This window comes from Sorangium sp. So ce128 (assembly GCF_051525245.1).
Lineage (GTDB): Bacteria > Myxococcota_A > Polyangia > Polyangiales > Polyangiaceae > Sorangium > Sorangium cellulosum_B.
In genome coordinates this window covers 12687660-12712606 of sequence record NZ_CP150313.1, presented here as the reverse complement: position 1 = coordinate 12712606, position 24947 = coordinate 12687660, and the positions used below count along the sequence as shown (strand labels likewise).

Genomic DNA, 24947 nt, shown 5'->3' with positions numbered 1-24947 from the left:
GGAGGCCAGGGTAGGATCAGGGCACGTGGGCCGCTTGAACGAATCCCGGATCGGCGCCGTGATCGCGGACGCCTTCGCGGTGCGCGCCTCGACGGCGATGAGGTCGACCCTCCACGCAGAGCACGGCGCGGCGATCCTGGTGGGGATCGAGCGCGAGGTGACAGTGACCGAGCCGGGCGGCGCGGTCGTGCGCGGGCGCGCGGTCGTGGTGCCCCCCGACCTGTGGCACGCCGCCGCGAGCCCCGGACCGACGCTCGGGTTCCTGTACGACCCCCAGGAGATGCCGCACGTGGCGGCTCATGCGCGCTTGCGCGGCGGCCCCTGTCCGCTCGAAGGCCGGCTCCTCTCGCGCCTCGACGGGGCCGTGGCGGCGCACCGCGCGTCCCTGTCGCGCCCCGACGTGCTCGGCGGCCTCGCGCGCGAGGTCGCGTCCTGGCTCGCGAGGGAGTCGCCGCGCATCGCCCTGGATGGGCGGGTCGCCCGCGTCCTCGAGGCCCTGCGCGATCCGGCCGCGGACCGGCGCCTCGCGGTCTCGCGCGCCGGGGTCTCCGAGGCGCACCTGCAGGCGCTGTTCGTGCGCGACGTGGGGCTGCCCATCCGCACCTTCCAGCTATGGCGCCGGCTGCTCGTCGCGCTCGGGGCGTTCGCGCGCCTCGACGCGACAGGCGCCGCCCACGCCGCGGGCTTCGCCGACCTCGCGCACTTCTCGCGGACCTGCCGCCGCATGCTCGGCTACTCCCCGAGCGAGCTGCGCAGCGGGCTGATGGAATAGCCCTCACCGCGCGGCGCCGCCGAGCTGCCGCCGGCGGCCGCCGCGATTGACGTGGAGCTGCCCAGCCGGCAGCGTGTCGGCCTCTCGAGGAGACGACGTCATGACGATGGATATCGCCGCGCTGCGCCGCGACACCCCGGCCTGCGCCAGCGTCCTTCACTTCAACAACGCGGGTTCCTCGCTGCCTCCGGCCGTGGTGGTCGACACGGTGGTCGAGCACCTGCGCCGCGAGGCGACCCTCGGCGGCTACGAGGCCGAGGCGGAGGCGGGCGAGCGGATCGAGGCGGTCTACGGCGCGATCGCCCGGCTGATCGGCGCGGCGCCCGGCGAGATCGCGCTGGTCGAGAACGCCACGCGCGCCTGGGACATGGCGTTCTACTCGCTCCGCTTCGGCCCTGGCGATCGCATCCTGACCGCGCGGACCGAGTACGCCTCGAACTACATCGCGTTCCTGCAGGTCGCGCGGCGCACCGGCGCGGAGATCGTCCCTATCCCGAGCGACGAGCGCGGCGCGGTATCGCTGCCCGCGCTCGATCGCCTGCTCGACGAGCGGGTCAAGCTGATCGCCATCACCCACGTCCCCACGAACGGCGGGCTGGTCAATCCGGCGGAGGAGATCGGCCGCCGCGCCCGGTCGGCGGGCGTGCCCTTCCTGCTCGATGCTTGCCAGTCGGTGGGGCAGCTGCCGATCGACGTCGAGGCGATCGGCTGCGATCTCCTGTCGGCGACCGGGCGCAAGTACCTGCGCGGGCCGCGCGGCACCGGCTTTCTCTATGTCCGGCGCGCGCTGCTCGACCGGCTGGAGCCGCCGTTCCTCGATCTCCACGCGGCGCGCTGGACGGCGCCGGATCGCTACGAGCTGCGGCCCGACGCCCGGCGCTTCGAGAACTGGGAGAGTTATGTGGCCGGCCGGCTCGGGCTCGGCGCGGCCGCGGAGTATGCGCTCCGGCTGGGCCTGCCCGCGATCCGCGACCGGGTGGGTGCGCTGGCCGAGCGCCTGCGCGCGCGGCTCTCCGAGATCCCCGGGGTCACCGTGCGCGACCTCGGCGAGCAGCGCTGCGGCATCGTGACCTTCACCCGGACCTGCGAGGACGCCACGGCCATCAAGGAGCGGCTCGGCGCGCAGGCGATCCATGTCAGCGTATCGACCGCCGCGGGGACGCTGCTCGATTTCGAGGATCGCGGGATTCCCGATCTGGTGCGCGCCTCGGTCCATTATTACAACGACGACTCCGAGATCGACCGCTTCGTCGCCGCGCTCGCCGCGGCCTGAGCGAGGGGGAGGCTCGGGGCGGTCCTTCGCGCGGCCTCCGCGAGGGCGACGCGGCCCGGGATCAGCCAGCCTGCGACGCGCCGCCGCCGAGCGCCTTCGCCAGGGCCGCGAGGACGCCCTCCAGCCGCGGGGCCGCGCCGCGGATCGCGCGAAAGAAGGTCACCACATCGCGCGCGAGCAAGAGCGGAGGGGAGCCATAGGCCTCGTCCGTCAGGTAGATCTCCGCCGTTCCGACGCGGAACGCGAGATACAGGTTCACGGTGAACTCGACGCCGCGCTCGGACTCCCTGGGCAGCATGCGCTCTGGCAGCCGGGCAAGCACGAGGAGCTGCATCTCGCCCATCGCGCTCGATGAGCTCGATTTACGGACGGCGCTCGCCCACGCGAGCGGCGACACGAGGACAAGCGCCCCCGGCGGGAGAGCGGCGGGCCACGGCACCCGGGACGGCGGAGAGGCCGAATCAAGGAGCGCCAGGCCGTCGATGGCGGCGTAGAGCGCCTCGATCTGCGGGTGAAATGCCCCGTGGCGCGCCTCGACCTCGGCCACGTCGCGAAGGCGATCCGGAGAGGGGGTCTTCACCGCGACGGAGCGGCCGGCGCACGGCGAGGAGGCGTCGCGCAGCGCCATGGCGCCACGGAGCGTGTCGCCGAGCCGGTCGTCCGCGGGCGCCGCGCCCGGCCCGTCGGCGCGCGGCGCGGCGTGGCGCGGGTCGAGGCAGGCGTCGATGAGCCCCGCGAGCGCCTCGTCGACGCCCGCGTCGGCGCGGAGGGGGCCGCGGTCGAGGAACGGCGTGTAGCGGAGTGCGGCGGCGATGCGGGCGACCTCCTGGCGCCCGCGCGCGCCATGACGTCGCTCGAAGTACGCGCGCCAGGCCAGCGCCGCTTCCGTGAGCGCCGGGAGCGCAGCGCGCACGACCGCATCGGCGTGCTCGCCGGAGAGCACCCACCCGAACACCATCCCGCCGCCGCGCTCCACTGCGATGAGGCCCTTCAGCACCGAGGTGAAGTTCGCCTGTGCTTCTGTGAACGAGAGCGCGTCGTCCGGCTGATGGCGCGCCATGGCCTCGAAGAACCACGCAAGCAGACGTCCCTCGCCGCCCATGATGCCCGTCAGTCTACCATTCCGAGGCCCGGGCGGCTCTCGGCGCGGCTAGCCGGATACCCTCTCTTCACGGCTGTCCTGTCCGCAGCGAAGGCGGCAGCGCCTCGTTCAGCCGCGCGACGTCGCGCACCATCTCGAGGCGGCGCGGCTCCTGGTCCGCGTGCGACGGGAACGGGATCGCGGCGAGCGCCGCGAGCGTGGCCTCGGCCACGCGCGCCGCGCCCTCGGGGCCGACGAGGCCGAGCTCGAGGGCCACGAGCGCGGCGCCGATGTACGTATCGAACAGGTGAACGCCGGAGGTCGCGAGCTCCCTCCGCGCGAGATCGGGTGTCGCGACCACGTCGTGGATGAAGATCGCCCTGACCACTTCCGGCGCGAGCTCGAGCATGCGCTGGCCGAAGTGGATATCGCCCTGCCCGCTGTCGCCGACGAAGACGAAATCGTACTCCGGGTACAGCCGCCGGTACTCGAGGAAGTTCTCGAGCTTCTTCTCCGCGATCGTGCGGTTGCCGATGAGGCGGGTGAACGAGCCCGCGAGCACGGTCGCGGTGAGCTGACCGCGCTCGGCGAGCGCCTTGATCGTCGCGTCTTCCACGAGGCCGAGGCGGTCGCCCGGCCGGGCGGTGACGAAGGTCAGATCGCCGGCTCGCCCGGGCACGGGGCCAGGGCCGCGGTCGAGCTCCGCATAGAACTGCAGGACGCCGGGATAGACGGTCTTCTTCGGGTACCGGGCGTCCTTCCAGTTCGCGTAGAACGTATCGTCGATATCGGACAGGACCTTCACCTCGCGCACCGAGACGGAACCTGAGCCCGAATGGGAGCCAGACGCCGAGACCGCCTCTCGCGCGAAGTGGGCGAGGAGCTCCTCGCGCAGGGAGTCGTCGTCGATATCGTGGTAGAAGAGCTGGTGAAGGTCGCGGTAGCCGCCGCGGCCGTCGAGCGCGTTCTTGAGCCGCGTGACGTCCGCGCCGCGCGTGCCGAGCCAGAGGCGGCGCAGCGCCTGCTCGTCGAGGCTACCCGTCCGGCCGCGCTGCAGCGCCGAGATGAGCGCCGCGCGCGCCGGGATCCCGAGGTCGCCGAGGCGCCCGGCGGTCAGGAGATCGAGCAGCGCCGTACGGTTGTCGGGGCCGATGAGGCGATCGTCGACGTCTCCGAGCAGCGCGGGCAGATCGAGCTGGAGGAGCAGCTGGTCGAGCTCGACGGCGGTCGAGCCCGCGAGGATCTCCAGGACCCGCCGCTCGTCGTCCCGATCGGTGTGGGAGGCCATGCGCTGCCGGATCTCGTCGAGCTTCGACAGCACCGACGGGATGGGCGCGTCGGGAGAGGTGTCGATCGTCATGGGGTCCTGACAACGTAACCGATCCGGCGGGCGCTGGTAGCCTCCCGGCCAGCTCCCGCCGACCGACCACGCGCCTTGCCGCCCGCCCCTCCGGCGGCGTCCGCGCAGCAGCCTACATCGCACTGCGCGTTCACCTCGACGGTCGCACCATGGCTCCAGACGACGCGCACGGCTGCCAGGCGGTCCGAGCTACTGCTCTTTCAGACGGACTCAACCCGCTGACCGCTGGTGCCCAGAGTGGCGGAGGGCGTGCGCGATGCCGCTTTGCAGGGTGCCCAGCGTGGTGATACCGGACAGATCCACGCCGAGGGTGACCAGCGTCTGCGCCACCTCCGAGCGCACGCCGGTGAGCACCACGCGCGTGCCGAGCAGCTGGGCGGCGCGCGCGGTCCGCGTCAGCGCATCGGCGACGTGCGCGTCGACCGCGCGCACGCCGGTGACGTCCAGGATCGCGGTGTGTGCGCTCTGACTGTTGATGCCGGAGAGCAACGTCTCCATGATCTGCGCTGCGCGCGCGCTGTCGATCGTCCCCACGAGCGGCATCGCCACCACCCGGTCGGCGATCGGGATGAGCGGCGTGGACAGCTCCCGGAGGGCCGCCTGCTGGGCGACGATGATCTTCTCCTGCAGCGCGGCCCGCTCGGCCTCCGCGTGCCTCAGCGAGGTGGTGTTGGTGACGACGCCGCCGAGGCCGATCGGCTCGCCACGCCCGTCGAGGATCGGGAACTTGACGGTGGAGAAATGAATACTCGTGTCGCCGAGCAGCAGGACCTCTTCGTACTGCATCGCCTTTCCCCCGGCCATCACGTCGTGCTCTCTCGCCACGACCTCCTCGATGGCCTCGGGGGCCAGGGGGCTCAACTCGTATTCATCCTTGCCGATGACCTCGAAGACGTGCCTCTGGAGGACCTCGGCGTGAGCTCGGTTGACGAAGACGTAGCGCCCGCCTGTGTCCTTGACGAAGATGGAATTGCGCGAGTGGTCCAGCAGCTGAAGGAGCAGCTGAAGCCGCCCGAGCAGCACGTGCTCACTCCACGGGGGGTCGCCGGCGTCCTCGACGATCGCCGCGATCTCACGCGCGCCGCCGCGGTCGTCGCGCAGCACCGCGTGGGTCCACCGGAGGAGGCGCGCCTGCCCGTCTTTCGTCCTGCCCTCGCTCGTGGCCGAGGCGAACCGGTTCTCCGTCCAGTCGAGCATGAGCGCACGCACCGCGTCCGGGGACACGGGATCTGCGCCCACGAGCTCGGAGAGCCTGCGGCCGACGGCCTCGCCCTCGCTCCAGCCGAAGACACGTTCGGCGCCATCGCTCCAGCGCGTCACCATGCCATCGGGACGCCAGTGGATCAGCGCCGGCGCCGGTGTGAGCAGCCACGCGAGCGCGCCGAAGGCGGCGTGAGCGTCCACGCTCACCGCGTCCGGCCGCGCTGCTCCCTCGGCCGCGCCGCCGCTCGACCGCTCCGCCAGCGCGCTCTCCAGCTCCTCGACGCGCGCGTGCAGCGCTGCGATCTCTGCCCTGAGCCGCCCGATCTCCCCTAATCCCTCATCTGTCATTCGCTAGGTGCTGAACTGTATCCGGAGCGCGCCCGGGGTGGCAAGGTCGACATCCCCGAAGAGTACGCGAGATCCGTACGCCGGCACACTACGACGCTGTGAATCGCGACATTCCCCGATTGACCAACGGGATGGGCGCGGGGCTGCGCGTCTCCGATGGTGGATGGGGTCGTGCCGTCTCCCTCAGCGCGAGGTCATTCCCAGTTCTTGCGCTGGGGATTCACCCAGGGGGAGGTGCACATCACGCAATCATCACCGTAGAAACAGTGCTTCCCGCCGGCGTCCTGGTAGATCCAGTAACGGAGCCAGGCCACGATCGCTCGCCGCTCGACGCCTCCCACGTCGCGCGTGATGTACCCGTGATCCGCGCCCATCACCGTCGCCAGGAATGTCTGGGTCTGGGACATGTCGTACGTTTTTTGCTGCATCGGAAGCCCGATCGTGTCCTGCGTTCCGCTGGTCTGCAGCATGGGCCCGTGCAGGGCCGCCGTCGCGACGTGGCCGTGGATGGAGACGACGGTGGCCACGGCCTCGTGGCCGTCACGCCAGCGCGAAGCGGGGCAAGGCAATGCAGGTCCTGGAGCGCCAAATGTGAACGCTCACATTTCCGACGTCAATCACAAACTGGCGCGCTGCGGTCACGCGGGCGGCGCTACTTGGCCAGCTCTTCGATGGCCGCGGCGAGCTCCGCGGGGGGCAGCTCGTCGGCGGCGCGCCACGGCGGCATGCGCAGCGGCGAGGTCGCGGGCTCCTGCAAGCGAAAGATGGCCTTGTCCTTCGTCTCTCGCGACATGCCGTCCAGGTTCTTCACGTTGAACCTGGCGCGGTTCAGCGCCGGGTTCCCGCGACCGTCGTGGCAGCGCGAGCAGAGCTGCGTGAGCACGGCGCGCCCGCTCGCCCCCGGCGGCGGCACCAGGCCGATCTTCACCTTCGCGTCTGCGGAGAAGAGGTCGCGCAGATCGAGCAGGGATTGTCGCGGGGCCGCGCCCGTCACCACGTCGAGGTAGGAGGTGATCCGCGCCGCGCGGAGCGCCGGATCCGTCACGTCCACGAGCGGGTAAGGCACCGGAATCGAATCACCCGCCAGCGACACGGCGAACTGCTCCTCCCAGGTCGGGCTCGACGAGCCGGCCTTGACCTCTGCCTCGATGCGCGGGTCGAACGCGTTCGGCTGCGCCGCCTGGCCTTCGGCGACGAGCAGCGCCTCGAGCTGCGCGCCGCTGCCCTCGTCGATGGCATTCTGGATGGTCGCGATGGGGATGCCGCCGTACTGCGCGTCGAGCGCGTGGGCTTCCAGGAACTGCGGCGTGAGCACCCGATCGGACTCCGTGCGCTGCACGAAGCGCTGCGGGAACCAGTGCAGCCAGGGGAACTCCAGCTCCTGCATGCGCAAGATCTTCTTCGTGCCGTGGCCGTCGGGCTGGTGGCACGAGCGACAGTCGAGCGACGTATTTTCGACGTCCTCCTCGCTGTAAACGCTGAACGCGGTCCAGCCGTGCTCTATCTCCTCGGTGAGCACGCTCGCGAGATCGCAGCTGCCATCGTAATCACACTGCCGCTCGAAGGTGAACAGGTAGAAGTTGTAGTCACCGGTCGAGAGGTCGCGGCTCACGACCTCGACGAAGGGCTCCCCGCGAACGAAGCCGAGCGCGGTCATTTCAGCCGGCTTCTCGCGCATCTCGGTCACACGCGGAAAGACGATGATGCGCGGATTGACGGCGGAGACGGCCCTCTTCACCAGCGAGGTGGAGTTGCCGGTGAGCGCGAAGGCGCGATCCTGGTCGAGCTTCGCGACCCTGAGCAAGCTGGCGAAGTCGGTGATGCTCGGCCGCGGCGTGGCGCACACCGCCTGCCAGAAGCTGTCGCCGCGCGGCGTCGCGCAGAGCGCGCGGTGCTGCGCCTCGCGCGTGGGAAGGGCCGACAGCTCCGGGTCGGGAGCGCTCACGGGCGGCAGCGTGCCCCAATCGATGTCGGTCACCGCCTCGTCCGTGGCAGCGCCCTCGCCGATCTGGCCGACGCACGCCGTCAGCAGCAGCGAAACCATGCACAGGTTCGGCAGGTGTCTCACGCGGGCCTCCTGCGGCGGGCGCCGAACGTCATCAACCCGGCCACGAGCGCGAACGCCAGGAGCGGCGCGCGACGGTCGCCGGGCCCGCCCGTCAAGCTGCAGCCGAAGCTGAAGAAGTCCTTGCTCGGCGCCTGACCCGCGCCGTCATCCTCCTCGCTCGGCTCCGGCTCGACGGAGCCGTCCAGCTGCTGCACGTAGGCGATGAGCTGCCCGAGCTCGGCTTCGCTGAGCCCGCTGGTGAAGGCGTGACGATCTTCGGGGTTGGCCGTGACGAGGACGTCACGCAGCGTCGGCGCGGAGCCGTCGTGCAAGTACGGCGCCGTCTCCCACACGCCGTTCAACGTCGGCGTGTCGATGCCGAACAGCGGCTCACCGGCGCGCATCCCGGAAGACGGCTTGACGGTGCCGACGTCGTGCAGCTTGCCACGCGCGCTGTCGGTCCCGTCGGGACCCGTGTGGCAGAATCCACAACCCAGGCGCTCGAAGATGGCGCGCCCCGCGACGCCGTCCTCGGTGAGCGAGCCGTCGGCGTTGCGGAAGGGGCTCGGGCGGTACGTGTCGAGCGAGACGAGGAAGGCGGCCAGCGCATCGAGCTCGGGGCTCAGGCCGGCCTTCTTGTCGCCGCGCGGCGTGGCGACGGTCCCCACGGCGAGCTGCTCGGCGCCGAGGAAGCCCTTGCCGCCGAACAGGTCGCGGATGTTGTCGTCAGCGTCCTGGATCTCGTCGAAGCTGCCGCTCCAGTTGACGTTGCCGTGGCCCGTGCCGCGCCGTCCGACCAGCGAGACGGTGTTGCGAAGCCCCTCCCCCACGCTGCCGAAGTCCCAGACTCGCCCGTCCTCCGCGCCGTCGAAGTGGCACGACGCGCAGCTGATATAGCCCTGATCGCTCATGCGTATGTCGGCTGAGTTGAAGAACAGCTGCTTTCCGCGCAAGACCTGCGCGTCGAGCTTCTCCGCAGCGACGGTCGGGATGTCGGCCAGCTTCTTGGTGATGAGGTCGTGCGAGCTGACGACGTCGGCGACGTCGTAGACCGCCACCGTACGGCCGAGCGATGCGTGCACGAACAGCTTGTCGGTCTCGGTCAGAGCCAGGCCGCGCGGAGCGAAGCCCGTCTCCTTCAGCGCGGTCACGAACTCGCCCGTGTAGGCGTCGCGAACCTCCACCAGGGCCGAGCCGGCGACGCTGACGAACGCATAGTCGCCGAGCGGCGTGAACACGACCTGGTTGGGCAGGTTGCGATCGTCCAGATCGATGCGCCGCGCGACGTCCTCGACGCCCTCCGCGACGTCGAGCAGCGCCACGAGCGGCCGCACCGTGTTGTCGTCGGTGAGCGCGAGCTGATCGCGGAATGGACCACGGAAGATGTTGTCCTTCTTGCCTGGCACCCACGCGAACAAGCCGTCGGGCGAGAGCCCCACCGAGAACAGGTAGTTCGGCAGGCCACGCCCTTGTTGATCCGTGTCTTCCGTCGTGGTGTCCGCCGCGAGCTCGAAGCGCGTGCTCACCTGGAAGGTCGCCGCGTCGATGCGCGCCACCTCGCCGTGGCTGTCCTCGGAGATGAAGCGCGTGACGTAGACCTGCGAGCCGTCGTGCGACACCGAGACGCCCCGCGGCGTACCGCCCAGCACCAGCTCCGCCACGACGGCGCCGCTCGCCACGTCCAGCTTCAGCAGCTTGCCGACCGCCATCAGCGTCACGTACGCGGCGTCCCCGGTCGGGCTGATCGCGAGGCCCATCGGCTGCGACGCGTACGGCAGCATGACCTCGCGCTCCACCGCCAATGACGCGGTGTCGATGATGGAGAGCGAGTGCGCGTCGCGGTGCAGCACCCACAGCTTGCCTTCCGCCGCGAGCGCGAGCCCGACCGGGCCGCGCGCCACCGGCACCTCCGCGAGCCTGGTCAGCGCGCTCGCGTCGAGCACGCTCACGCTGTCGTTCTCGTAGTTGGCCGTGTAGACCTTCGCGTTCGGCTGGTCGTAGACGAGATCGGTCGAGCCCGCCGCGTTGCCCGTGACGAGCGGCCGGTGCACCGTGTGCACGAACGCGACGCTGGTGAACCCGACATCGTCTTTGACCGTCGCCAGCACCGGGTAGTGGCCGGGCGCGGCGTAGGTGTGGACCTGCTGCACGTCGTCGACCGTGAACTCGGTGCGCGTCTCGTCCCCCATGTCCCAGCGCACCTGCACGGGGCCGACCGCGTCACCGATCGTCAGGTCGAACGTGACGGGCTCGCCGACGAGCGAAGGCGCGCGCTCGGGGATGCTCGCCGTGACGGCGTGCGCCTCGGCCGGCCAGGCCGCCGCCCAGCAGATGCCACCGACCAGGCCAAGGACCCTCCGCAGCGAGCGCATGGCTCAGGGACCGGTCGTGAACGTCGACTTGAACTCGGCCGCGATCCCGTTGCCGACGAGATCTTTCACGCCGTCCTTCGGCAGGACGACCTCGTAGGTCGTGTTCGGCATCAGGTCCCCGTCGGGGTCGAAGTTCAGGATGCCCATGTACAGGCCGAACGTGCCCTTCACCGGCGCGCCGCCCACCGGTCGGACGATGAAGCTGCCCGGGTGAACCGTGGCGAGCTCGAGGTTGTCGGTGAGGCTGAGACCGATGCGCGACTTCCTGGTCACACCCGTCGCCCCGTTCTTCGGCAACACCGTGTCCACCGCCGGGGGCGTGCTGTCCGGATCCGTGGAGTGGGCGGCGATGACCATACCGCGGTAGGGCAGCTCGTCGTCGGCCAACACCAGCAGGCTGCCGACCGGGATCGAGAACTGGTCGTCGCCGTTCTCGAACTCGAGCCGGCCCCAGATGCGACTGCTGATCGACATCCGGTTGATGTCGTGCACGTCGATCTTGGAGACGCCGGCATCTGGCCGCAGGTGACCCAGGAACATATAGCCGTCGGAGAAGCTCATGTACTCGGATCCGGCGGGGTAGCCCTTGGCCCTGAACGCCGAGTCGGGCAGCGTGGCGATGGGTGAATTGGCCGAGCCGATGTTGGTGGGATCGGTCAGCACGTCCCACACGCGCAGCGGCGACTGCACGTACACGTGCTTGCCGTACAGGCCACAGATGTAGCTCTTGCTCGGGGTGATGAAGTCGAGCGCAACCGGGTTCATCGGATCGCTGATGTCCATCGTCGCGATGCCGCCGTTGTCCTTGGGCGTCGTGATGACGAGCGTATTGCCGACGGCCCACAGCGGACCGGCGCTCACGCCGCCGAACTGCGATATCGGAATCTTCTTCACGAACCGCACGTTCTCGGGATCCGCTGCGTCCAGGATGTGCAGGCCCGTGTTGGTGCCGCCGACGTAGATGACGCTGCCCTGCCAGTACATGCCCCACACGGAGTCGGTGAAGTCGCCATAGTTGACGCCCTCGAGCCGGACGAGCGTCACGTGACGAGGCGCGTGGGCGTCCGTGACGTCCCAGATGTCGACGCCGGTGCCCGCGGTGGTGACCTGGTAGAACTTGTTGCCGTACCGGGCGAGCGAGGTCTGGTGCGACTCCGCCTCGCCGACGCCCTTGGGCCCTCCCCTGGGATCGAAGCCAGGGCTCTGGATGCGCGAGAGCATCTTCGGATTGCTCGGATCGGCGATGTCGTAGAACACGATCTCGGCGTTCCCGGCGCCCTGAACGTAGCCGTTGATGACGATCGGCTGGTTCTGGTGGTGGCCCGCCTCGAGCGTCGGCGACACCAGGCCGTCTCGCCAGTTGTTGCGCGGCAAGTTGATCTTGTTCGCCGGCATGGGCATGTTCGGGATCTTGCCCTCCGGCGCGGTGGTCGTGTCCGGGTCGATTCCGCCCGCGCCGCCGCTTCCGGTCGTGACGCCTCCACCCGATCCGCTCGTGGCGCCGCTGCTCGTGGCGCCGCTGCTCGTGGCGCTGCTGCTCGTGGCGCTGCTGCTCGTGGCTCCCGCCGCCGGCGCTGGGGCTGCGCCGCCGCTGCCTGCCACCACGGAGGTGGTGTCACCGGAGCCACCGCCGTCATTTCCTTCCGGTGAGCTGAGGTCCCCGCCGGAACACGCCGCGAGCAGGGCGGCGAACGAAGAAAAGCCGAACCAACGTAGTCCCATCCTCTTCGAATGCATCCCTGACCTCTTCTGTGGCGCGTGGGTCATGACAGGTGGCCGCCCCGCCGGAACGTGGAGCCGACAGCACCCACCGCGATCGCGCGGACACACGGGCACACGAACGCGCGACGCGCCCCCGTAAATGAATCGGTTAAGAGTGCTAGATTGTGAACGTTCACATTTGGACTGTCAAGCGCGATCCGCTGCACACGTTTTGACGCAATCCGGCGCCGCGACGCCCTGCTCGGGATCGAGGACATCCCCGCGCCGGCTTTCTATTGACGTCGCAAATGTGAACGCTCACATTTTTCCGCTGGGGACTGGCCCCTCACACGGTTCAGCTCGGCGTGATGGTGCTCGCCGTCGCTGCCGTCGTCGTGTTGCACAGGCTGATGAGTAGGAGCTCGATATGGACTACGCTCGTTCGAAGCTGATTGCTGGTCTTGTACTTTCGGCATGGCTCGGGGCTTGCGACGGTGGGGAGGAGAAGCCGGACACGGCAGCCTCCGGTCCAGGAACGTCGTCATCGAGCTCCAGCAATAGCTCGAGCAGCGGCGGCGCAGGCGGCAGCGGCGGTGAGGGCGCCGGCAGTGGCGCGGTGGGCAGCGGCGGGGCAGGCGGCAGCGGCGGGGCAGGCGGCAGCGGCGGCGCGGAAGGCGGCGGCGGCGCAGGCAGCACGCCGCCCCCGACAGAGTTCGACAACCCCGTCATCAAGTACGATGCGCCAGATCCGACCAGCGGTCCCGGAGACTACATCTTCACCGCAGACGGCGCGGCCATGGTCTGGAACAACAAGGTCTACCTCTATACCGGCCATGACGAGCAGGCCCAGGGTGCAGAGGGCTACCGCATGTTCGACTATCGCCTCTGGACGTCGTCCGACATGATCCACTGGGAGAACAAGGGCGCGGTGACGCGCTACAATGTGTTCCCCTGGGCTCGCGGCGGCGACTCGACGGGCAACGCCAATGCGGCTCAGGTGGTCGAACGCGACGACGAGAACGGCAACCCGAAGTTCTACTTCTACGCGCCGGTGGAGGGCGGCCAGTCCGGTTACGGGATCTCGATCGGTGTCGCGGTCGCGGACAAGCCGGAAGGGCCGTTCAAGGACGCACGGGGGATCCCGCTCATCTTCCTGGCCGACACCGACGGCACGGCGGACCATTCGTGGCGAAACCTCGACCCAACGGTCTTCATCGACGACGACGGCCGGGCCTACATGTACTGGGGGAATGGGATCCTGTACTGGGTCGAGCTCGAGGACGACATGATCCACCTGAAGGGTGAGGCCTACACGACCGACGGCAGCGGGAAGATGCAGAACCGCAGCATCAGCGGCGTCCAGATTCACGTGCTCAAGAACATCCCCGGCTATACCGAGGCGCCTTATCTGTCCAAGCACGGCGGCCTCTATTACTTGACCTACGCTTCGGGGTTCCCGGAGAGCATCTCCTACGCGACCAGCACGTCGCCGGAGGGGCCGTGGCAACATCGGGGCGTCATCCTGGACCCGGTGCCGAACAGCAGCACCATTCACCAGTCGCTCTTCGAGTTCAAAGGGGCCAGCTACCTCACGTACCACGACGCCGCGCTGCCGACCGGCGGTAGCTATCGGCGATCCACGTGCGTCGATCGCGCCTACTTCAACGATGACGGGACGATCCGGAAGATCGTCCCGACACACAGGTGATTTGCACGGCGCGCGAAGCGCTGACTCCAGAGCAGCTGCTCGTCGCCAGCATCGAGGCGCGGGATCCGCTCGCAACCGGGCTCGGGCTCGCCCTGGCGGTCGCCGTCATAGCCCTGCGCCGATGAACACGCCGCCGGCGAGGTGAAGCGGTATCTATCCACCAGCGCGTGCAGCGTGGCTGTACGGTGGGACGGCCACGAGCTTTCCATGAGCATCCAAGCGCGAAGAATCGCGAGTCAGGTGCAAGTCTCCGTCGAGAGCGCGGTCGCCGCGCTCGATCCGAGTGGGTGGGAGCACACGGTGGCCGAGGAGCGGCCGCGCGCGGTCGCGGGGACGGGCGTCGATGCCGTGATCCTGGCGAGGCGCGTGTCGTGATCGGTCGTGATCGGTCGTGATCGGTCGTAATCGGTCGTGATCGCGCGTCCGGCGACCTTGCTTCTCCTGCGCAAGCGTCTCTGATATGAAGTCATCATGAGACATTTGCGCCAGTTCTTCGTATGTTCCGTCCTCGCTGCTCTTGCGATGCAGGTGGGTTGTGGAGCGGAGACGCCGGACGGCGTCGGGCAGGCGTCCGAGGTCGGCTCGATCAGCCTCGCCCTCGTCGGGACCAGCGTCACGGGCGCGACGTACCGCCTGTCGAACGCATGGTTCGAACTCCACGGTCCGACGAACCGGCTCGTCGATGGCTCGATCGAGGCGCCGGTGATCACGGAGGTGCTTCCGGTCGGCCACTATGACGTATACCTCGAGCCCTACTGGGTCCTCGAGCGGTGGACCGGCGTCGGTTACCAGCCCGTTCAGGCGGTCCTGACGTCGCCGAACCCGCTGCAGGTCTTCATCAACGAAGGCACGACATCGACGGTCGTGTTCCAGTTCCGCGCCGACGACGAGCTCGTCTCCGTCGGTCAGGGGAGCATCGACATCGTCATCGGCGTCGACGACGCGGCGGCGCCGCGCGAGGACACCGACGCAGCCTGCGGCAACGGCTACGATGACGATGAGGACGGGCTCGCGGATTGCGCCGATCCGGAATGTCAGGGGCTGCCCCTCTGCGCGCCGCCGGGCATCGCGGCACAGTTCACCGACACGCTCGGCGATGACATCCCCGCCATGTGGCCTGCTGTCGTGCTCGCGGATGCGACAGACGCGGACGACATCGTGCTGGAATGCAGAGAATGTGCAGATTGCGGGACGTTGCGCTGGAGCCTGGCGAGCGTGGGCTTCAGCCAGGAGCAGATCAGCGAGATGACCTATTATTTCACGACAAAGGAAGAGGTCGTGGCCGGGGAGGAGGACATCATGCACTGGCCGGCTGGCTGCGTCGACTGCTTCGGGACCTCTTGTTACCCGCAATACAACTTCTTGTACTGGAGCGCGGGCAGCGGCCTGGCGCACTTCCATCTGACCGAGACCGCAGCGGACTGCAGCTCCTCGGTGTGGAACGTCATGGGACCGCGGGATACGAACGGCGCCGAAGGAAACCTGTGCGGGCCCGGTGTCGTCGGAGGCATATCCCAGTATTCCGGCAAGGTGGGCGAGTGGTTCCAGATTTCGATCGTGAACCCGCGGTAGGGGACCAACCAAGGTCGGGTGCCCCCTGACCATCCACCGCCGGATGGGCGCTCCGAGCGACGGGCAGCGAGCGCGTCGAGGAACGGCAGCGCGTGGGGCGCGGCCTTCCACCATGCCACGGCGATGCCTCTTTTCGTATCACTCTGCGGGTCCGTTCCTCCGCTGCGCGGCTCCTTTGCGCGCGTCGAGTCCGGCGGCCGACTCGACGCGATCGGCGTGAGGGCTGCCCGGGTGTGCCTCGAGGAAGCGCCGCGCCGCCGCGTGTGCGCCCGCGCGATCCCCCTTGCTCGCCAGCGCCTCGACGCGGATCGCGGCGGCCTCGTCGGAGAGCTGAGCGCTCGGGAACTCGCGCGCGTGGCGAGCCAGGAGCGCGAGGGCGGCCGCCGGATCGCCGCGTCGCAGCGCGCGCCGCGCGGTGTCGAGCAGCGCCAGCTCGGAGGCCAGCGTCGGCGCGTTCCTTTCGCGTGCGCGCGGGCTGTTCACCGCCGTGGCGGCAGGCGCCGTGGCGGCGGGCGCGGCCATGGGCGGAGCGTCGTCCGTTCGCTCGTCCGGGGCGCGCTCGTGCAGCTCCACCTCGGCCGCGCCAGGTGCGCGCGGCGCGACGAGCGCAGCCGGCCCGCTGGACGCCTCCCGAGCGCGCCTCGCGGGCATCGGCGCGTCGACGTGCGTCCATTCGGCGACCCCAAGCGTGAGGACCCCCGCGAGCGCCCCGATCCCGAGCGCGCTCAAGATCCCGCTCCCGCCCGCCACACTCGCCACCTTCAGCGCGGCGCTCGCCCCCGCCGCGGCCGCGCCCCCCGTCGCGGCCGCGCCCCCCGCCCCCACGGTCGCGCCCCCTGCCACGACCGCGCCCCCCGTCCCCGCGGCCGCGCCCTCTGCCACGACCGCGCCCCCCGCCCCCGCGGCCGCGCCCCCTACCGCGCCCGCGCCCCCTGCCGCGCCCGCGCCCCCCGTGGCCGCTGCGGCCGCGCCCCCCGTCCCCGTCACGGCGGCGCCGACACCCACCGCGACGAGCATTCGCCGGGTCAAGCCGCTCGGCGGACTCTCGTCGAGCGCCGCGCGGAGGAGCGTCGTTCGCAGAGCACTCCCCTTCTGGTCCAGAAGGCGCTCGGGATCGGTCATGGCGATTCACCTCGGAAATGGGCCCGCGCCTCTATCCGCCTCACGGCGGCCTGGAAGTGCTCGCGCGCCCGGCGGAGGCGAGACGCGACCGTGCCTGCCGGAAGATCGAGCAGCGCCGCGATGTTCGCCGTCGTCATCTGCTCCAGCTCGAACAGCACGAAGACAGCGCGCTGCTCGAGGGGCATCGTGTCGAGGATGGCATCGAGCGTCGCGCGGGCGCGAGCGCGATCCATCATCTCCTCGGGGTCCGGCGCCGGGTCGACGCGCTCGCAGGGCGCTTCCTCCAGCACCTCCCGGCGCCGCTGCTGGGATCTCCGCGCGCGCGAGGCGATCCGCAGCGCCGTGCTGAACAGGAACGCGGCCTCCCGGCCCGATTCGATGTCGCCGAGCCGCCGGGCCGCCACGAGGAAGACCTGCTGCGCCGCGTCCTCCGCGTCGGCGCGCGGCACGCCGAGCCGCACCAGCGAGCGCCAGACGAACGCCGAATGCTCCATCACGAGCCCGGTGAGGCGCCCGGCCGCCGCCCGGCTGTCGGGCGGAACTGCGGCGGGGAGCTGCATCAGGGTCAGCGCTTCACCACGGCTCACGCCTTGTGCAATCTCCGGATCGAGACAACTCGATCACAAAATCGACAAGCCAGCACGGAGCAGCAGCATCTGGTGACCGCGGGCACTTCGTGGATGAGCTGCGCCGAGCGTTCGAACAAGCATGAACGCCGCGCCAGCGGAAATTGCGGTCCTTATTGCACGTCGACGCGCACAAGCGCGCTGGGCGTGGGCTCCTCGTACTGCATCCGCGTCGCCTCACGCATGGAGCACGACCGCGCGCGCAGCGCCTTCGTCGTCGCCGGCGCTCGCGGTCACGACGACGCTTCCTTTCTTGTGCCCTTGTTCGACACGGGCAAGCACCGTTGTTCTCAACCCCGCTCGCCCGACGCGTCACCTTTCCACTGAAAGACGTGCTCGAGCGGCGCGCCGAAGGCCGCCGCGATGCGGAAGGCGACCTCGAGGGAGGGCGAGTAACGGCCCTGCTCGATGGCGACGATGGTTTGACGGGTGACGCCGACCTTCTCGGCCAGCTCCGCCTGTGTCATCTCGCCCGCCTGAAACCTCAGCGTGCGGATGACGTTCGTGATCCGAGGTTGCCCCTTGCCCATGCCGCGTTCCATTCCTTGAACGTCATCTCGCCCTCCGAGGCAGCGCGTCCTTCCCCATCCGCAGGAGGCGAGCTCCGCCTGCCGCACATCCGGCCGCGGATGGCCGGACGTCTGCGCCGCTTCACGCGCGCGGCCACGGCTCTGTTTCCTCGCGGTTTCGCCCCGCTCCGCGCCCCGGCGCCCGCTCCGCGGCCGCGCTGGTTCGAGGTGTCAGCGATCCCCGGAGGGATCGCTGACACCTCGAACCACGTAACTGACCGGCGAACCAATGTCAATTATTTTATACATGGAGTCGTAATTAATGGACACATAGTCCGGTTTCTACGACATCAGGGTGCTCGCCGTACCTTCCGTCAGCGAGGGCGCCAGCGTAGGCTCTCTGGCGATGCTCACTCCCACGGTGGTCGTGTTCGACCTGGACGGTACGTTGATCGACAGTCGGGGCGACATCGTGGCGGCGGTGAACCATGCGCTGGTGGCGACGGGCCGGGCCCCGCTGCCAGGGCAGGTGATCGTCCGGTACGTGGGCGACGGCGCGCGTGCGCTGTGTGCGCGCGCGGCCAGGCTCCCCGAGACATCCGAGAGCGTCGAGGACGTCCTCCGCCACTTCCTCGACTACTACGCGCGGCACCCGCTCGACTTCACCCGCTGGATGCCCGGCGCGCAGGAGATGCTCGAGAGGCTCTCGGACCTCGGCGATCTCGCGCTCTGCGTCTGCACGAACAAGCCGCGCTCGACCACCGACGCGGTGCTCGCCGCGCTCGGGGTCGGCGCGCGCTTCCGCGCGGTGGTCGCGGGCGGCGACGTCGCCGCCAAGAAGCCGGATCCGGCGCCGCTGCTCCACCTCGCGGCGCGCGTCGGCGTCCAGCCGCACAAGATGGTGATGGTCGGCGACGGCCCCCAGGACATCGAGTGCGCTCGCCGCGCAGGCGCGCGGTCGATCGCCGTCCTCGGCGGCTTCGCATCGCAGGACGAGCTCCTCGACGCCCACCCCGACGTGCTCCTGCGTACCATGGGAGAGCTCTGGGACGTCCTCCGCCGCTGGCGCGACGCGACGGTCAGGCTCTCCACCGTTCGTTAGCTGCACACCCGCGCGCGTCGGGTCGGCGTGCGCGTCGGATCTGCGCGCGCGGCCGGCCTGCACGCGCGGCCAGCCTCCCTCCCCGCACGCGCAGGACGTCGCCGCCTGCGCGCGCCTCAGGCCGGCGTCGCTTACGCGCGCCTCAGGCCGCGACGCCCTCGGCGATCTCGCGCCCGAACGCTGTCGCGTTGAGGATCGCGCGCAGGCGCACGCGCGCCCGGTGGAGCCGCGAGCGGACGGCGCTCTCGCTCACGGCGAGCTTCTGCGCGATCTCCTGGAGGCCGAGGTCCTCGTGGTAGTGCGCGAGCACCACGTCGCGGTAATCATCCGGCAGCTCGCAGAGCGCCTCGCGGACGTACGCCTCCCGCTCCGCCGCGGACGCGGCGTCGTCCTCGCCGATCGTGCTGCGCATCGTCGGCAAGAGGCCGAGCTCCTCGAAGTCGAGCCCCTCGACGATGCGCGCGCGCTGCCGCCGCTGCGACCGCATCAGCATGAGCGCCTCGTTCGCCGTCACGCGGAAGAGCCACGTCGTGAAGCTCGAGTCGCCGCGGAACGAGCGGATCGTCCGCACCACCTGCAGCAGCGTCGACTGCACGAGGTCGAGCCGATCCTCGTCGGACACGGGGTAGCGCGCGAGCTGCCGCTCCACATGCGGGCGGATGAGCCGCGTGAGCTCGTCGAGCGACTCCCGATCGCCGTCCTTCGCACGGCAGATGACCTCGGCTAACGGGCCCGCGCTCGCGGCGCGGGGCGATGGGCGCGACCCGACCACGCCGGGCGGGGTGAGACCGCAGGGCGCCAGAGGCGTCTCAGGCCTCGTGCTGGCGCTCGGTACATCGGTCGGAACGGCGGTCAGAGCCATGAGCCATCTCTCCGTCGAGGGCGCCGCGTGCGCTTCCGGCCCACGGGCCCGGTGGTGCGCTCCGACCAGCAAAGGCCTTGCCACGGCAAGCTCAACGGACGTGCGCGCCGCGTGCGCACCGCGTGCTCAGCCGGTATAAGCGGGGCCACGATGTCCAGCGACGCTCCGCGATGGGAAGCCCCCCGAGGGCGAAACAGCCAAGTTCCGACGCCCGGGGTGGAGCGGCCAGCGCCGTCCGCCTCCGCACCGCAGCGCGAGTACGGGCACCCGCTGCCCGCCGGTATGCGCGATCTCCTCCCCGAGGAGGCGCGGCGCCGGCGCTCCCTCGCCAAGCGTGTGCTCGATCACTTCGTTCTGTACGGCTACCAGCCGGTCTCGCTGCCCGCGTTCGAGTTCGCCGAGGTGCTCGAGCGCGGGCTCGGCACGCTCGACGCCGCGGACGTGCTGCGCTTCATCGAGCCCGAGTCGGGCGAGGTGGCGGCGCTCCGCCCGGACATGACCCCGCAGATCGCGCGGCTCGTGGCCACGCGGCTCGCGGACGCGCCCCGCCCCATCCGCCTCTGCTACGAGGGCACGGTCCTCCGCCGCCGCCAGGGGCGGGCGCGGCGCGATCGGCAGATCCCGCAGGCCGGCGTCGAGCTCTACGGCGTCGGCACGCTCGCGGGCGACCTCGAGATCCTCCGCCTCGCCGCCTCCGCGGTGCGGGAGGCTGGCCTCGATCACTTCGTGGTGGACCTCGGCCACGGGATGATCGCGCGCGCGCTGCTCGACGCCGTCCCGGCGGCGCTCGCGTACGAGCTCTCGGAGGTGATCGAGCTGAAGGACGCCTCCCGCCTCGCCGCGGTGCTCGCGAGCCCGAAGGCCGCCGACGTCCCGCGCCGCATCGTCGCGGCCATCGCCGCGCTGCCGGACCTCGCGGGCGGCGGCGCGGCTGACCCGGACGGCGCCGCGGTCTTCGACCGCGCCACGCGCCTGCTCACCGGCACGCCCGCCGAGGCGCCGCTCGCCGAGCTCCGCGCGCTCTGGGACGCGGCGAGGGCGAGCCCCGAGCTCGGCCCGGCGCTCCGGGTCGACCTCGGCGAGCTCCGCGGTCTGGCGTACTATACGGGTGCAATTTTCCACGTGCTGGCCGACGGCCCCGGGGAGGCGATCGCGGCGGGCGGGCGCTACGACATGCTGCTGTCCCGCTTCGGCCTGCCGATGCCGGCCGTCGGCTTCGCGCTGAACCTCGACGCGATCGCCTGGGCGCGCGACGTCGCGGGCGCGGCGGACGAGCCGGCGCTGCGGGTGCTCGTCGCTGTGCGGCCGGAGCGCGCCGCGTCGCTCGCGGCGGCGCTGCGGGGGCTGGGCCTCCCGGCCGTGACGCACGCGCCGGACCAGGATCCGGAGGGGTACGCGCTTTCCTGGCGGTTCTCTCACCTGGTGCGGGAGCGGGACGGGGCGCTCGTGGTCGAGGCGACATCCGGCGGCGGCGAGGCCGGGGCGAGCGCGAGCGCCGTTCCGGCGGCCCTCGACGACGCCGCGGCGGCCCAGGCGATCGTGCTGAAGACGGGGGCAGGACGTCCGGGCGGCAAGTAGACGCTCGCTCGGCAAGCGAGCCTGGGGTAAAGGCGAACCTGGACCCGGACGGAGCCGCTCGGAGTGACGAGCGGGCCGAGGCCGGGCCACGTGATCCAAGAGGAGCTTCGGAATGACCGCGATCGTGATCGTCGGCGCACAGTGGGGCGACGAGGGCAAAGGCAAGGTCGTCGACCTTTATACGGAGAGCGCCGACCTCGTGGTGCGCTACGCCGGCGGGCCCAACGCCGGCCACACGCTGGTGGTGGGCGGGGAGAAGCTCATCGTTCGGCTCATCCCGAGCGGCATCCTCCGCTCGAACGCCCGCTGCGTGATGGCGCAGGGCATGGTGGTCGATCCCGGGGTGCTCGTCTCCGAGATCGACGCGGTGGAGGCGCGGGGCTGCTCGACGCAGGGGCGGCTGTTCGTGTCGGATCGCGCGCACCTGATCTTGCCGTTCCACCCGCTCGTCGACTCGCTCCGCGAGGCGGCGGCGGCGGACGGCGTGCGGCTCGGGACGACCAAGCGCGGCATCGGCCCCTGCTACGAGGACAAGGCGTCGCGGCGCGGGGCGCGGCTCGGCGATCTGCGCGACATGAAGCGGCTCGCGCAGCTCGTGTCGCGCTCGCTCGAGGCGTGGACGCCGACGCTGCGCGCGCTGGGCGGCGAGCCGCCGTCGCTCGACGCGATCCTCGACGAGCTCACGCCGCTGGCGACGCGCATCACGCCGCTGCTCGCCGACACGTCGCAGCTCATCGACGGCGCGCTCCGCCGCGGCGAGCGCGTGCTCCTCGAGGGGGCGCAGGGGACGTTGCTCGACATCGATCACGGCACGTTCCCGTTCGTGACGTCGTCGTCGGCGATCGCGGGGGGCGCGTGCGTCGGCGCCGGGGTCGGCCCGACGCGCATCCGCCGCGTGCTCGGCCTGGCGAAGGCGTACTGCACGCGCGTGGGCGAGGGGCCGTTCCCGACCGAGCTCGACGGCCCGCTCGGCGAGCGGCTCCGCTCGGTGGGCGGCGAGTACGGCTCGGTGACGGGCCGGCCGCGGCGGACCGGGTGGCTGGATCTGCCGGCGCTGCGCTACGCGGCGCGGGTGAACGGCCTCGACGGGATCGCGCTCACCAAGCTCGACGTGCTGACCGGCATGCCGGAGCTCAAGGTGTGCGTCGCCTACGACACGCCGTCGGGCCGCACGCGGGAGTTCCCGATCGACGACATCGCGACGGCGAAGCCGGTGCTCGAGACGGTGGCCGAGTGGAGCGAGCCGATCGACGCCGCCCGCTCCATGACGGAGCTGCCCGCGGCGGCGCGGCACTACGTGGAGATGGTCGAGAAGGAGACCGGCGTGCCGGTCGACGTCGTCTCGGTCGGCGCGGACCGCGAGGCGACCATCGTCCGGCGCAACGCGTTCGCCTGAGCGGCGGCACCTCGGCTCACCGCAGCGGGCGGTGAGCCGCCGCCTCGTCCGGCAGAACGGTCGTCCGGACGTGCAGCCTCGAAGATCACTGGCCCGAGCCGCCGTTCTTGCTTCCGCCGCCGGGCGTGCCGCCCCGCTGGCCGCTGCCGCCGCCCGGCGTGGTGGTCCCGCCCGGCGCGCCGGTTCCGCCGCCCGGCGGCGCGAGAGACCCGCCTCCCGGCGTGCCGCCGGTGCCGCTGCCCGGCGTGCCGCCCGTGCCCGGCGCGCCGCCCGTGCTCGGCGTGCCGCCCGTCGTGCCGCCGGTGCCCGGCGTGCCGCCCGGCGTGCCGCCGCTCGTACCGCCGGTGCCCGGTCTGCGCTCGGTGCCGCTGCCCCACTCCTGCGTGCCGCCCTGGGTGCCTTGCCCGCCCTGGGCGCCCGGCTCTCCCGTCTCTCCAGGCATCGTACCCGCGCCGGGCGTTCCGCTCTCGGGCGCTCCTGGGGTTCCAGGCGCGCCGGGGGTCTCTCCGCCCGCCGGCGCGGGCGCCGGCGAGGCCGCCTCTCCGCCTTGATTGCCCCCGCAGGCCATGAGCGGCAGCGCGGTCAGGACTACCAGAAACATGCTTCGCATGATGTGTCTCCCAGGTCGTTTGCGTTCGCGGCTCGTGCCGAGCCGCCGGCGATGCGGACGCGCCCGTGCGCGCGAAGGCCGCCTCCGGAGCCTGGCGGCGTAGCGTCCCGCGCTCGACATGCTGGGGCCGGATACGGCCCTCGGGATCGAGACGACGCCGGAACGGCGCATCGGGCCCCGCCCGATCGAGAGCCGTTAACCCCTCAGGAAACGAACAACGCCTGACGCCGGCCGGCGCGCGCGCTCGACGACAGGCGCTCAGCCGGTCACGGGGCGAGCGAATCGATCCACACGCGCCACACGCCACGGAGCCCGGGCCGCGCTGGCCCAGCTCCGGCGGGAGGGCAGCGGCGTGCTCATCAAAAGCCGCGCGGGAAGGGGCGCCCCCTGCGCGGCGCGGTCCTCGGGCTCGCGGCCCTCGCGCCCGCCGCGCCAGGCCTCTTGTGGCTCCGCCCAAGGCTTCTCGCGTATTCTCGCGTAGACGCGCGGCGGTGACGGCGCGCTCCCGATTCCTTGAAGGCGTCTGGACATATCGTCGGCACAAGCGCGCTTTACAGCCCGGGCCGAACAGCTCACCCGCTGTGCGCCGCTCGGCAGATCGATGTCGCTGGAAGAAGGTGGGGCGAAGTCAGCGGGGAGAAGTTCGCTTTTCCTCCATGGGATCGACTATTCTGTCCATTCCTATGGCCGAGAACAGCTACGTGTTTGCGGGTTCGGAGCGTGCGCGAGAGCTGGAGCGCCTGCGGCGGATCGAGGGCTTCTTCGACCCCGGCAGCCGGCGCCTTCTCAAGGCGTCCGGGATGGGGCCCGGCTGGAGCTGCCTCGAGGTCGGGGCCGGCGCCGGGTCGATCGCCTGCTGGATGGCAGAGCGCGTGGGCCTCGAGGGCGAGGTGGTCGCGGTCGACCTCGATGTCGGGTTCATGGACGCTTCTCCGCCGCCGGGCGTCCGGATCATCGAGGGCGACATCCGCCAGCTCAATTTCCACGCGGCGCGCTTCGATCTGGTGCACGCCCGCTACGTGCTCGTCCACAACGCGGATTTCCAGCATCTCCTCGACGCCATGCTCGGGGCGCTGAAGCCCGGCGGCCACCTGGTGCTCGAGGAGCCGGACTTCACCGCGGCGAGGGGCGCCTCCGGTCCGGATATCGAGGCGTTCGATCGGGTCAATCGGTCGATCCTCGCGATGTTCGAGGCCGACGGCAAGGACCCCGGCCTCGGCCTGCGCCTTCCCGCGATCCTGACGTCGCGAGGGCTCGCCATCGAGGCCGTCGAGAACGAGGTGCCGCTGTGCCCGGGCGGTCACCCGCTGTCCGAGATCATGAGCCTCTCAGCCACCCAGCTCCAGCACAGGCACCTCGCGACAGGGCGGGTCAGCGCGGAAGATCTCGCCGGCTACGCCCGGTTCGCGGCCGATCCGTCGGCGTGGGGTGTCTACTATGGCACCGTCGGCGTCCTGGCCCGCAAACCGGCCAGTATCTCCGACTGACGTCCTTCTCCCGCCCGGGCGGCCAGGTGACGGTGCCAGGTGACGGAGACCGAGAGCCCGACTCCGGGCCCATCCTCCAGCAAAGCGGCAAACTCCGTCCTGCGCTCTCCGTCGAGCCCGGACATGGCACCACGCTGATCCTCCGACAGCGCCGCTCCCGGCCCCCGCCCGCCCTCGCGCAGGGATTCCAGCGCCGCCGCCCGGGCAGGTGCCCGCGT

At 70.9% G+C, this 24947-nt stretch carries 21 protein-coding genes; 9 read left to right on the top strand and 12 right to left on the bottom strand.

Going from position 1 to position 24947, the window contains the following annotated elements; all coding sequences use genetic code 11:
• The first annotated feature begins 25 nt into the window (after nucleotides 1–25).
• Both WME82_RS48155 and WME82_RS48150 read left to right on the top strand, forming a co-directional pair.
• The gene (locus WME82_RS48155) at nucleotides 26–772 is read left to right on the top strand and encodes a helix-turn-helix domain-containing protein (RefSeq protein ID WP_438040820.1); all 747 of its coding nucleotides are present in this window, start codon (nucleotides 26–28) and stop codon (nucleotides 770–772) included.
• A 100-nt stretch (nucleotides 773–872) separates the two neighbouring features.
• The gene (locus tag WME82_RS48150; protein ID WP_438040819.1) at nucleotides 873–2045 is read left to right on the top strand and encodes an aminotransferase class V-fold PLP-dependent enzyme; all 1173 of its coding nucleotides are present in this window, start codon (nucleotides 873–875) and stop codon (nucleotides 2043–2045) included.
• A gap of 61 nt (nucleotides 2046–2106) precedes the next feature.
• Here WME82_RS48150 and WME82_RS48145 read toward each other — a convergent pair whose 3' ends face one another.
• From WME82_RS48145 to WME82_RS48115, 7 genes are all read right to left on the bottom strand, one after another.
• Nucleotides 2107–3147 (bottom strand): hypothetical protein, encoded by a 1041-nt coding sequence (locus WME82_RS48145; RefSeq protein WP_438040818.1) that lies wholly within the window; start codon nucleotides 3145–3147, stop codon nucleotides 2107–2109.
• Nucleotides 3148–3214: 67 nt separating this feature from the next.
• Complete coding sequence (locus WME82_RS48140) at nucleotides 3215–4486, bottom strand: phosphatase domain-containing protein (RefSeq protein WP_438040817.1); 1272 nt, start codon at nucleotides 4484–4486, stop codon at nucleotides 3215–3217.
• A gap of 210 nt (nucleotides 4487–4696) precedes the next feature.
• The gene (locus tag WME82_RS48135) at nucleotides 4697–6037 is read right to left on the bottom strand and encodes a PAS domain-containing protein (RefSeq protein ID WP_438040816.1); all 1341 of its coding nucleotides are present in this window, start codon (nucleotides 6035–6037) and stop codon (nucleotides 4697–4699) included.
• Nucleotides 6038–6231: 194 nt separating this feature from the next.
• Nucleotides 6232–6564 carry a hypothetical protein gene (locus WME82_RS48130; RefSeq protein WP_438040815.1) on the bottom strand — a complete coding sequence of 111 codons (333 nt, stop codon included), beginning with the start codon at nucleotides 6562–6564 and terminating at the stop codon, nucleotides 6232–6234.
• A gap of 125 nt (nucleotides 6565–6689) precedes the next feature.
• On the bottom strand, nucleotides 6690–8105 hold the full coding sequence (locus WME82_RS48125) for a c-type cytochrome (RefSeq protein WP_438040814.1): 1416 nt from the start codon (nucleotides 8103–8105) through the stop codon (nucleotides 6690–6692).
• On the bottom strand, nucleotides 8102–10456 hold the full coding sequence (locus tag WME82_RS48120; RefSeq protein WP_438040813.1) for a PKD domain-containing protein: 2355 nt from the start codon (nucleotides 10454–10456) through the stop codon (nucleotides 8102–8104). The genes WME82_RS48125 and WME82_RS48120 overlap by 4 nt, the downstream gene beginning before the upstream one ends.
• A 3-nt stretch (nucleotides 10457–10459) precedes the next feature.
• Nucleotides 10460–12178 (bottom strand): Ig-like domain-containing protein, encoded by a 1719-nt coding sequence (locus WME82_RS48115; RefSeq protein WP_438040812.1) that lies wholly within the window; start codon nucleotides 12176–12178, stop codon nucleotides 10460–10462.
• Nucleotides 12179–12584: 406 nt separating this feature from the next.
• On the opposite strand from WME82_RS48115, the gene WME82_RS48110 reads away from it, so the two are divergent.
• The 3 genes from WME82_RS48110 to WME82_RS48100 all read left to right on the top strand — a co-directional run bounded on the left by WME82_RS48110 (nucleotide 12585) and on the right by WME82_RS48100 (nucleotide 15437).
• The gene (locus tag WME82_RS48110) at nucleotides 12585–13865 is read left to right on the top strand and encodes a glycoside hydrolase family 43 protein (RefSeq protein WP_438040811.1); all 1281 of its coding nucleotides are present in this window, start codon (nucleotides 12585–12587) and stop codon (nucleotides 13863–13865) included.
• A 240-nt stretch (nucleotides 13866–14105) separates the two neighbouring features.
• A complete protein-coding gene (locus WME82_RS48105) occupies nucleotides 14106–14240 on the top strand; it encodes a hypothetical protein (protein WP_438040810.1) in 135 nt (44 codons plus the stop codon).
• Nucleotides 14241–14336: 96 nt separating this feature from the next.
• Nucleotides 14337–15437 (top strand): hypothetical protein, encoded by a 1101-nt coding sequence (locus WME82_RS48100; protein ID WP_438040809.1) that lies wholly within the window; start codon nucleotides 14337–14339, stop codon nucleotides 15435–15437.
• 138 nt (nucleotides 15438–15575) lie between these two features.
• On the opposite strand, the gene WME82_RS48095 is transcribed toward WME82_RS48100, so the two are convergent.
• The 3 genes from WME82_RS48095 to WME82_RS48085 form a co-directional block, all read right to left on the bottom strand.
• On the bottom strand, nucleotides 15576–16559 hold the full coding sequence (locus WME82_RS48095; RefSeq protein WP_438040808.1) for a hypothetical protein: 984 nt from the start codon (nucleotides 16557–16559) through the stop codon (nucleotides 15576–15578).
• Nucleotides 16556–17146, bottom strand: a complete 591-nt coding sequence (locus WME82_RS48090) for an RNA polymerase sigma factor (protein ID WP_438040807.1) — start codon at nucleotides 17144–17146, stop codon at nucleotides 16556–16558. Before WME82_RS48090 ends, WME82_RS48095 begins: the two co-directional genes overlap by 4 nt.
• A gap of 329 nt (nucleotides 17147–17475) precedes the next feature.
• A complete protein-coding gene (locus WME82_RS48085; protein WP_437743136.1) occupies nucleotides 17476–17715 on the bottom strand; it encodes a helix-turn-helix transcriptional regulator in 240 nt (79 codons plus the stop codon).
• A gap of 385 nt (nucleotides 17716–18100) precedes the next feature.
• Here WME82_RS48085 and WME82_RS48080 point away from each other — a divergent pair, with 385 nt between their 5' ends.
• Nucleotides 18101–18796 (top strand): HAD family hydrolase, encoded by a 696-nt coding sequence (locus WME82_RS48080; protein ID WP_437855632.1) that lies wholly within the window; start codon nucleotides 18101–18103, stop codon nucleotides 18794–18796.
• A gap of 142 nt (nucleotides 18797–18938) precedes the next feature.
• Here the strand turns inward: WME82_RS48080 and WME82_RS48075 are convergent, their stop codons facing one another.
• Nucleotides 18939–19658: an RNA polymerase sigma factor gene (locus tag WME82_RS48075; RefSeq protein ID WP_438040806.1), complete on the bottom strand. Its 720-nt coding sequence runs from the start codon at nucleotides 19656–19658 to the stop codon at nucleotides 18939–18941.
• Nucleotides 19659–19940: 282 nt separating this feature from the next.
• On the opposite strand from WME82_RS48075, the gene WME82_RS48070 reads away from it, so the two are divergent.
• Both WME82_RS48070 and WME82_RS48065 read left to right on the top strand, forming a co-directional pair.
• Nucleotides 19941–21236, top strand: a complete 1296-nt coding sequence (locus WME82_RS48070) for an ATP phosphoribosyltransferase regulatory subunit (protein WP_438040805.1) — start codon at nucleotides 19941–19943, stop codon at nucleotides 21234–21236.
• Between the two features lie 112 nt (nucleotides 21237–21348).
• Nucleotides 21349–22632, top strand: coding sequence for an adenylosuccinate synthase (locus tag WME82_RS48065; protein ID WP_438040804.1), 1284 nt, complete (start codon nucleotides 21349–21351; stop codon nucleotides 22630–22632).
• A gap of 85 nt (nucleotides 22633–22717) precedes the next feature.
• Here the strand turns inward: WME82_RS48065 and WME82_RS48060 are convergent, their stop codons facing one another.
• Nucleotides 22718–23242: a hypothetical protein gene (locus tag WME82_RS48060; protein WP_438040803.1), complete on the bottom strand. Its 525-nt coding sequence runs from the start codon at nucleotides 23240–23242 to the stop codon at nucleotides 22718–22720.
• 656 nt (nucleotides 23243–23898) lie between these two features.
• Between WME82_RS48060 and WME82_RS48055 the strand changes: the two genes are divergently transcribed.
• Nucleotides 23899–24729, top strand: a complete 831-nt coding sequence (locus WME82_RS48055; protein ID WP_438040802.1) for a class I SAM-dependent methyltransferase — start codon at nucleotides 23899–23901, stop codon at nucleotides 24727–24729.
• Nucleotides 24730–24947: the final 218 nt, after the last annotated feature.

Coding starts and splice junctions, on each gene's coding strand:
- WME82_RS48150 (WP_438040819.1), top strand. CDS start 873: ATGACGATGGATATCGCCGCGCTGCGCCGCGACACCCCGGCCTGCGCC.
- WME82_RS48145 (WP_438040818.1), bottom strand. CDS start 3,147: ATGGGCGGCGAGGGACGTCTGCTTGCGTGGTTCTTCGAGGCCATGGCG.
- WME82_RS48140 (WP_438040817.1), bottom strand. CDS start 4,486: ATGACGATCGACACCTCTCCCGACGCGCCCATCCCGTCGGTGCTGTCG.
- WME82_RS48135 (WP_438040816.1), bottom strand. CDS start 6,037: ATGACAGATGAGGGATTAGGGGAGATCGGGCGGCTCAGGGCAGAGATC.
- WME82_RS48120 (WP_438040813.1), bottom strand. CDS start 10,456: ATGCGCTCGCTGCGGAGGGTCCTTGGCCTGGTCGGTGGCATCTGCTGG.
- WME82_RS48115 (WP_438040812.1), bottom strand. CDS start 12,178: ATGGGACTACGTTGGTTCGGCTTTTCTTCGTTCGCCGCCCTGCTCGCG.
- WME82_RS48110 (WP_438040811.1), top strand. CDS start 12,585: ATGGACTACGCTCGTTCGAAGCTGATTGCTGGTCTTGTACTTTCGGCA.
- WME82_RS48100 (WP_438040809.1), top strand. CDS start 14,337: ATGAGACATTTGCGCCAGTTCTTCGTATGTTCCGTCCTCGCTGCTCTT.
- WME82_RS48095 (WP_438040808.1), bottom strand. CDS start 16,559: ATGACCGATCCCGAGCGCCTTCTGGACCAGAAGGGGAGTGCTCTGCGA.
- WME82_RS48085 (WP_437743136.1), bottom strand. CDS start 17,715: ATGGGCAAGGGGCAACCTCGGATCACGAACGTCATCCGCACGCTGAGG.
- WME82_RS48080 (WP_437855632.1), top strand. CDS start 18,101: ATGCTCACTCCCACGGTGGTCGTGTTCGACCTGGACGGTACGTTGATC.
- WME82_RS48075 (WP_438040806.1), bottom strand. CDS start 19,658: ATGGCTCTGACCGCCGTTCCGACCGATGTACCGAGCGCCAGCACGAGG.
- WME82_RS48070 (WP_438040805.1), top strand. CDS start 19,941: ATGCGCGATCTCCTCCCCGAGGAGGCGCGGCGCCGGCGCTCCCTCGCC.
- WME82_RS48065 (WP_438040804.1), top strand. CDS start 21,349: ATGACCGCGATCGTGATCGTCGGCGCACAGTGGGGCGACGAGGGCAAA.
- WME82_RS48060 (WP_438040803.1), bottom strand. CDS start 23,242: ATGCGAAGCATGTTTCTGGTAGTCCTGACCGCGCTGCCGCTCATGGCC.
- WME82_RS48055 (WP_438040802.1), top strand. CDS start 23,899: ATGGGATCGACTATTCTGTCCATTCCTATGGCCGAGAACAGCTACGTG.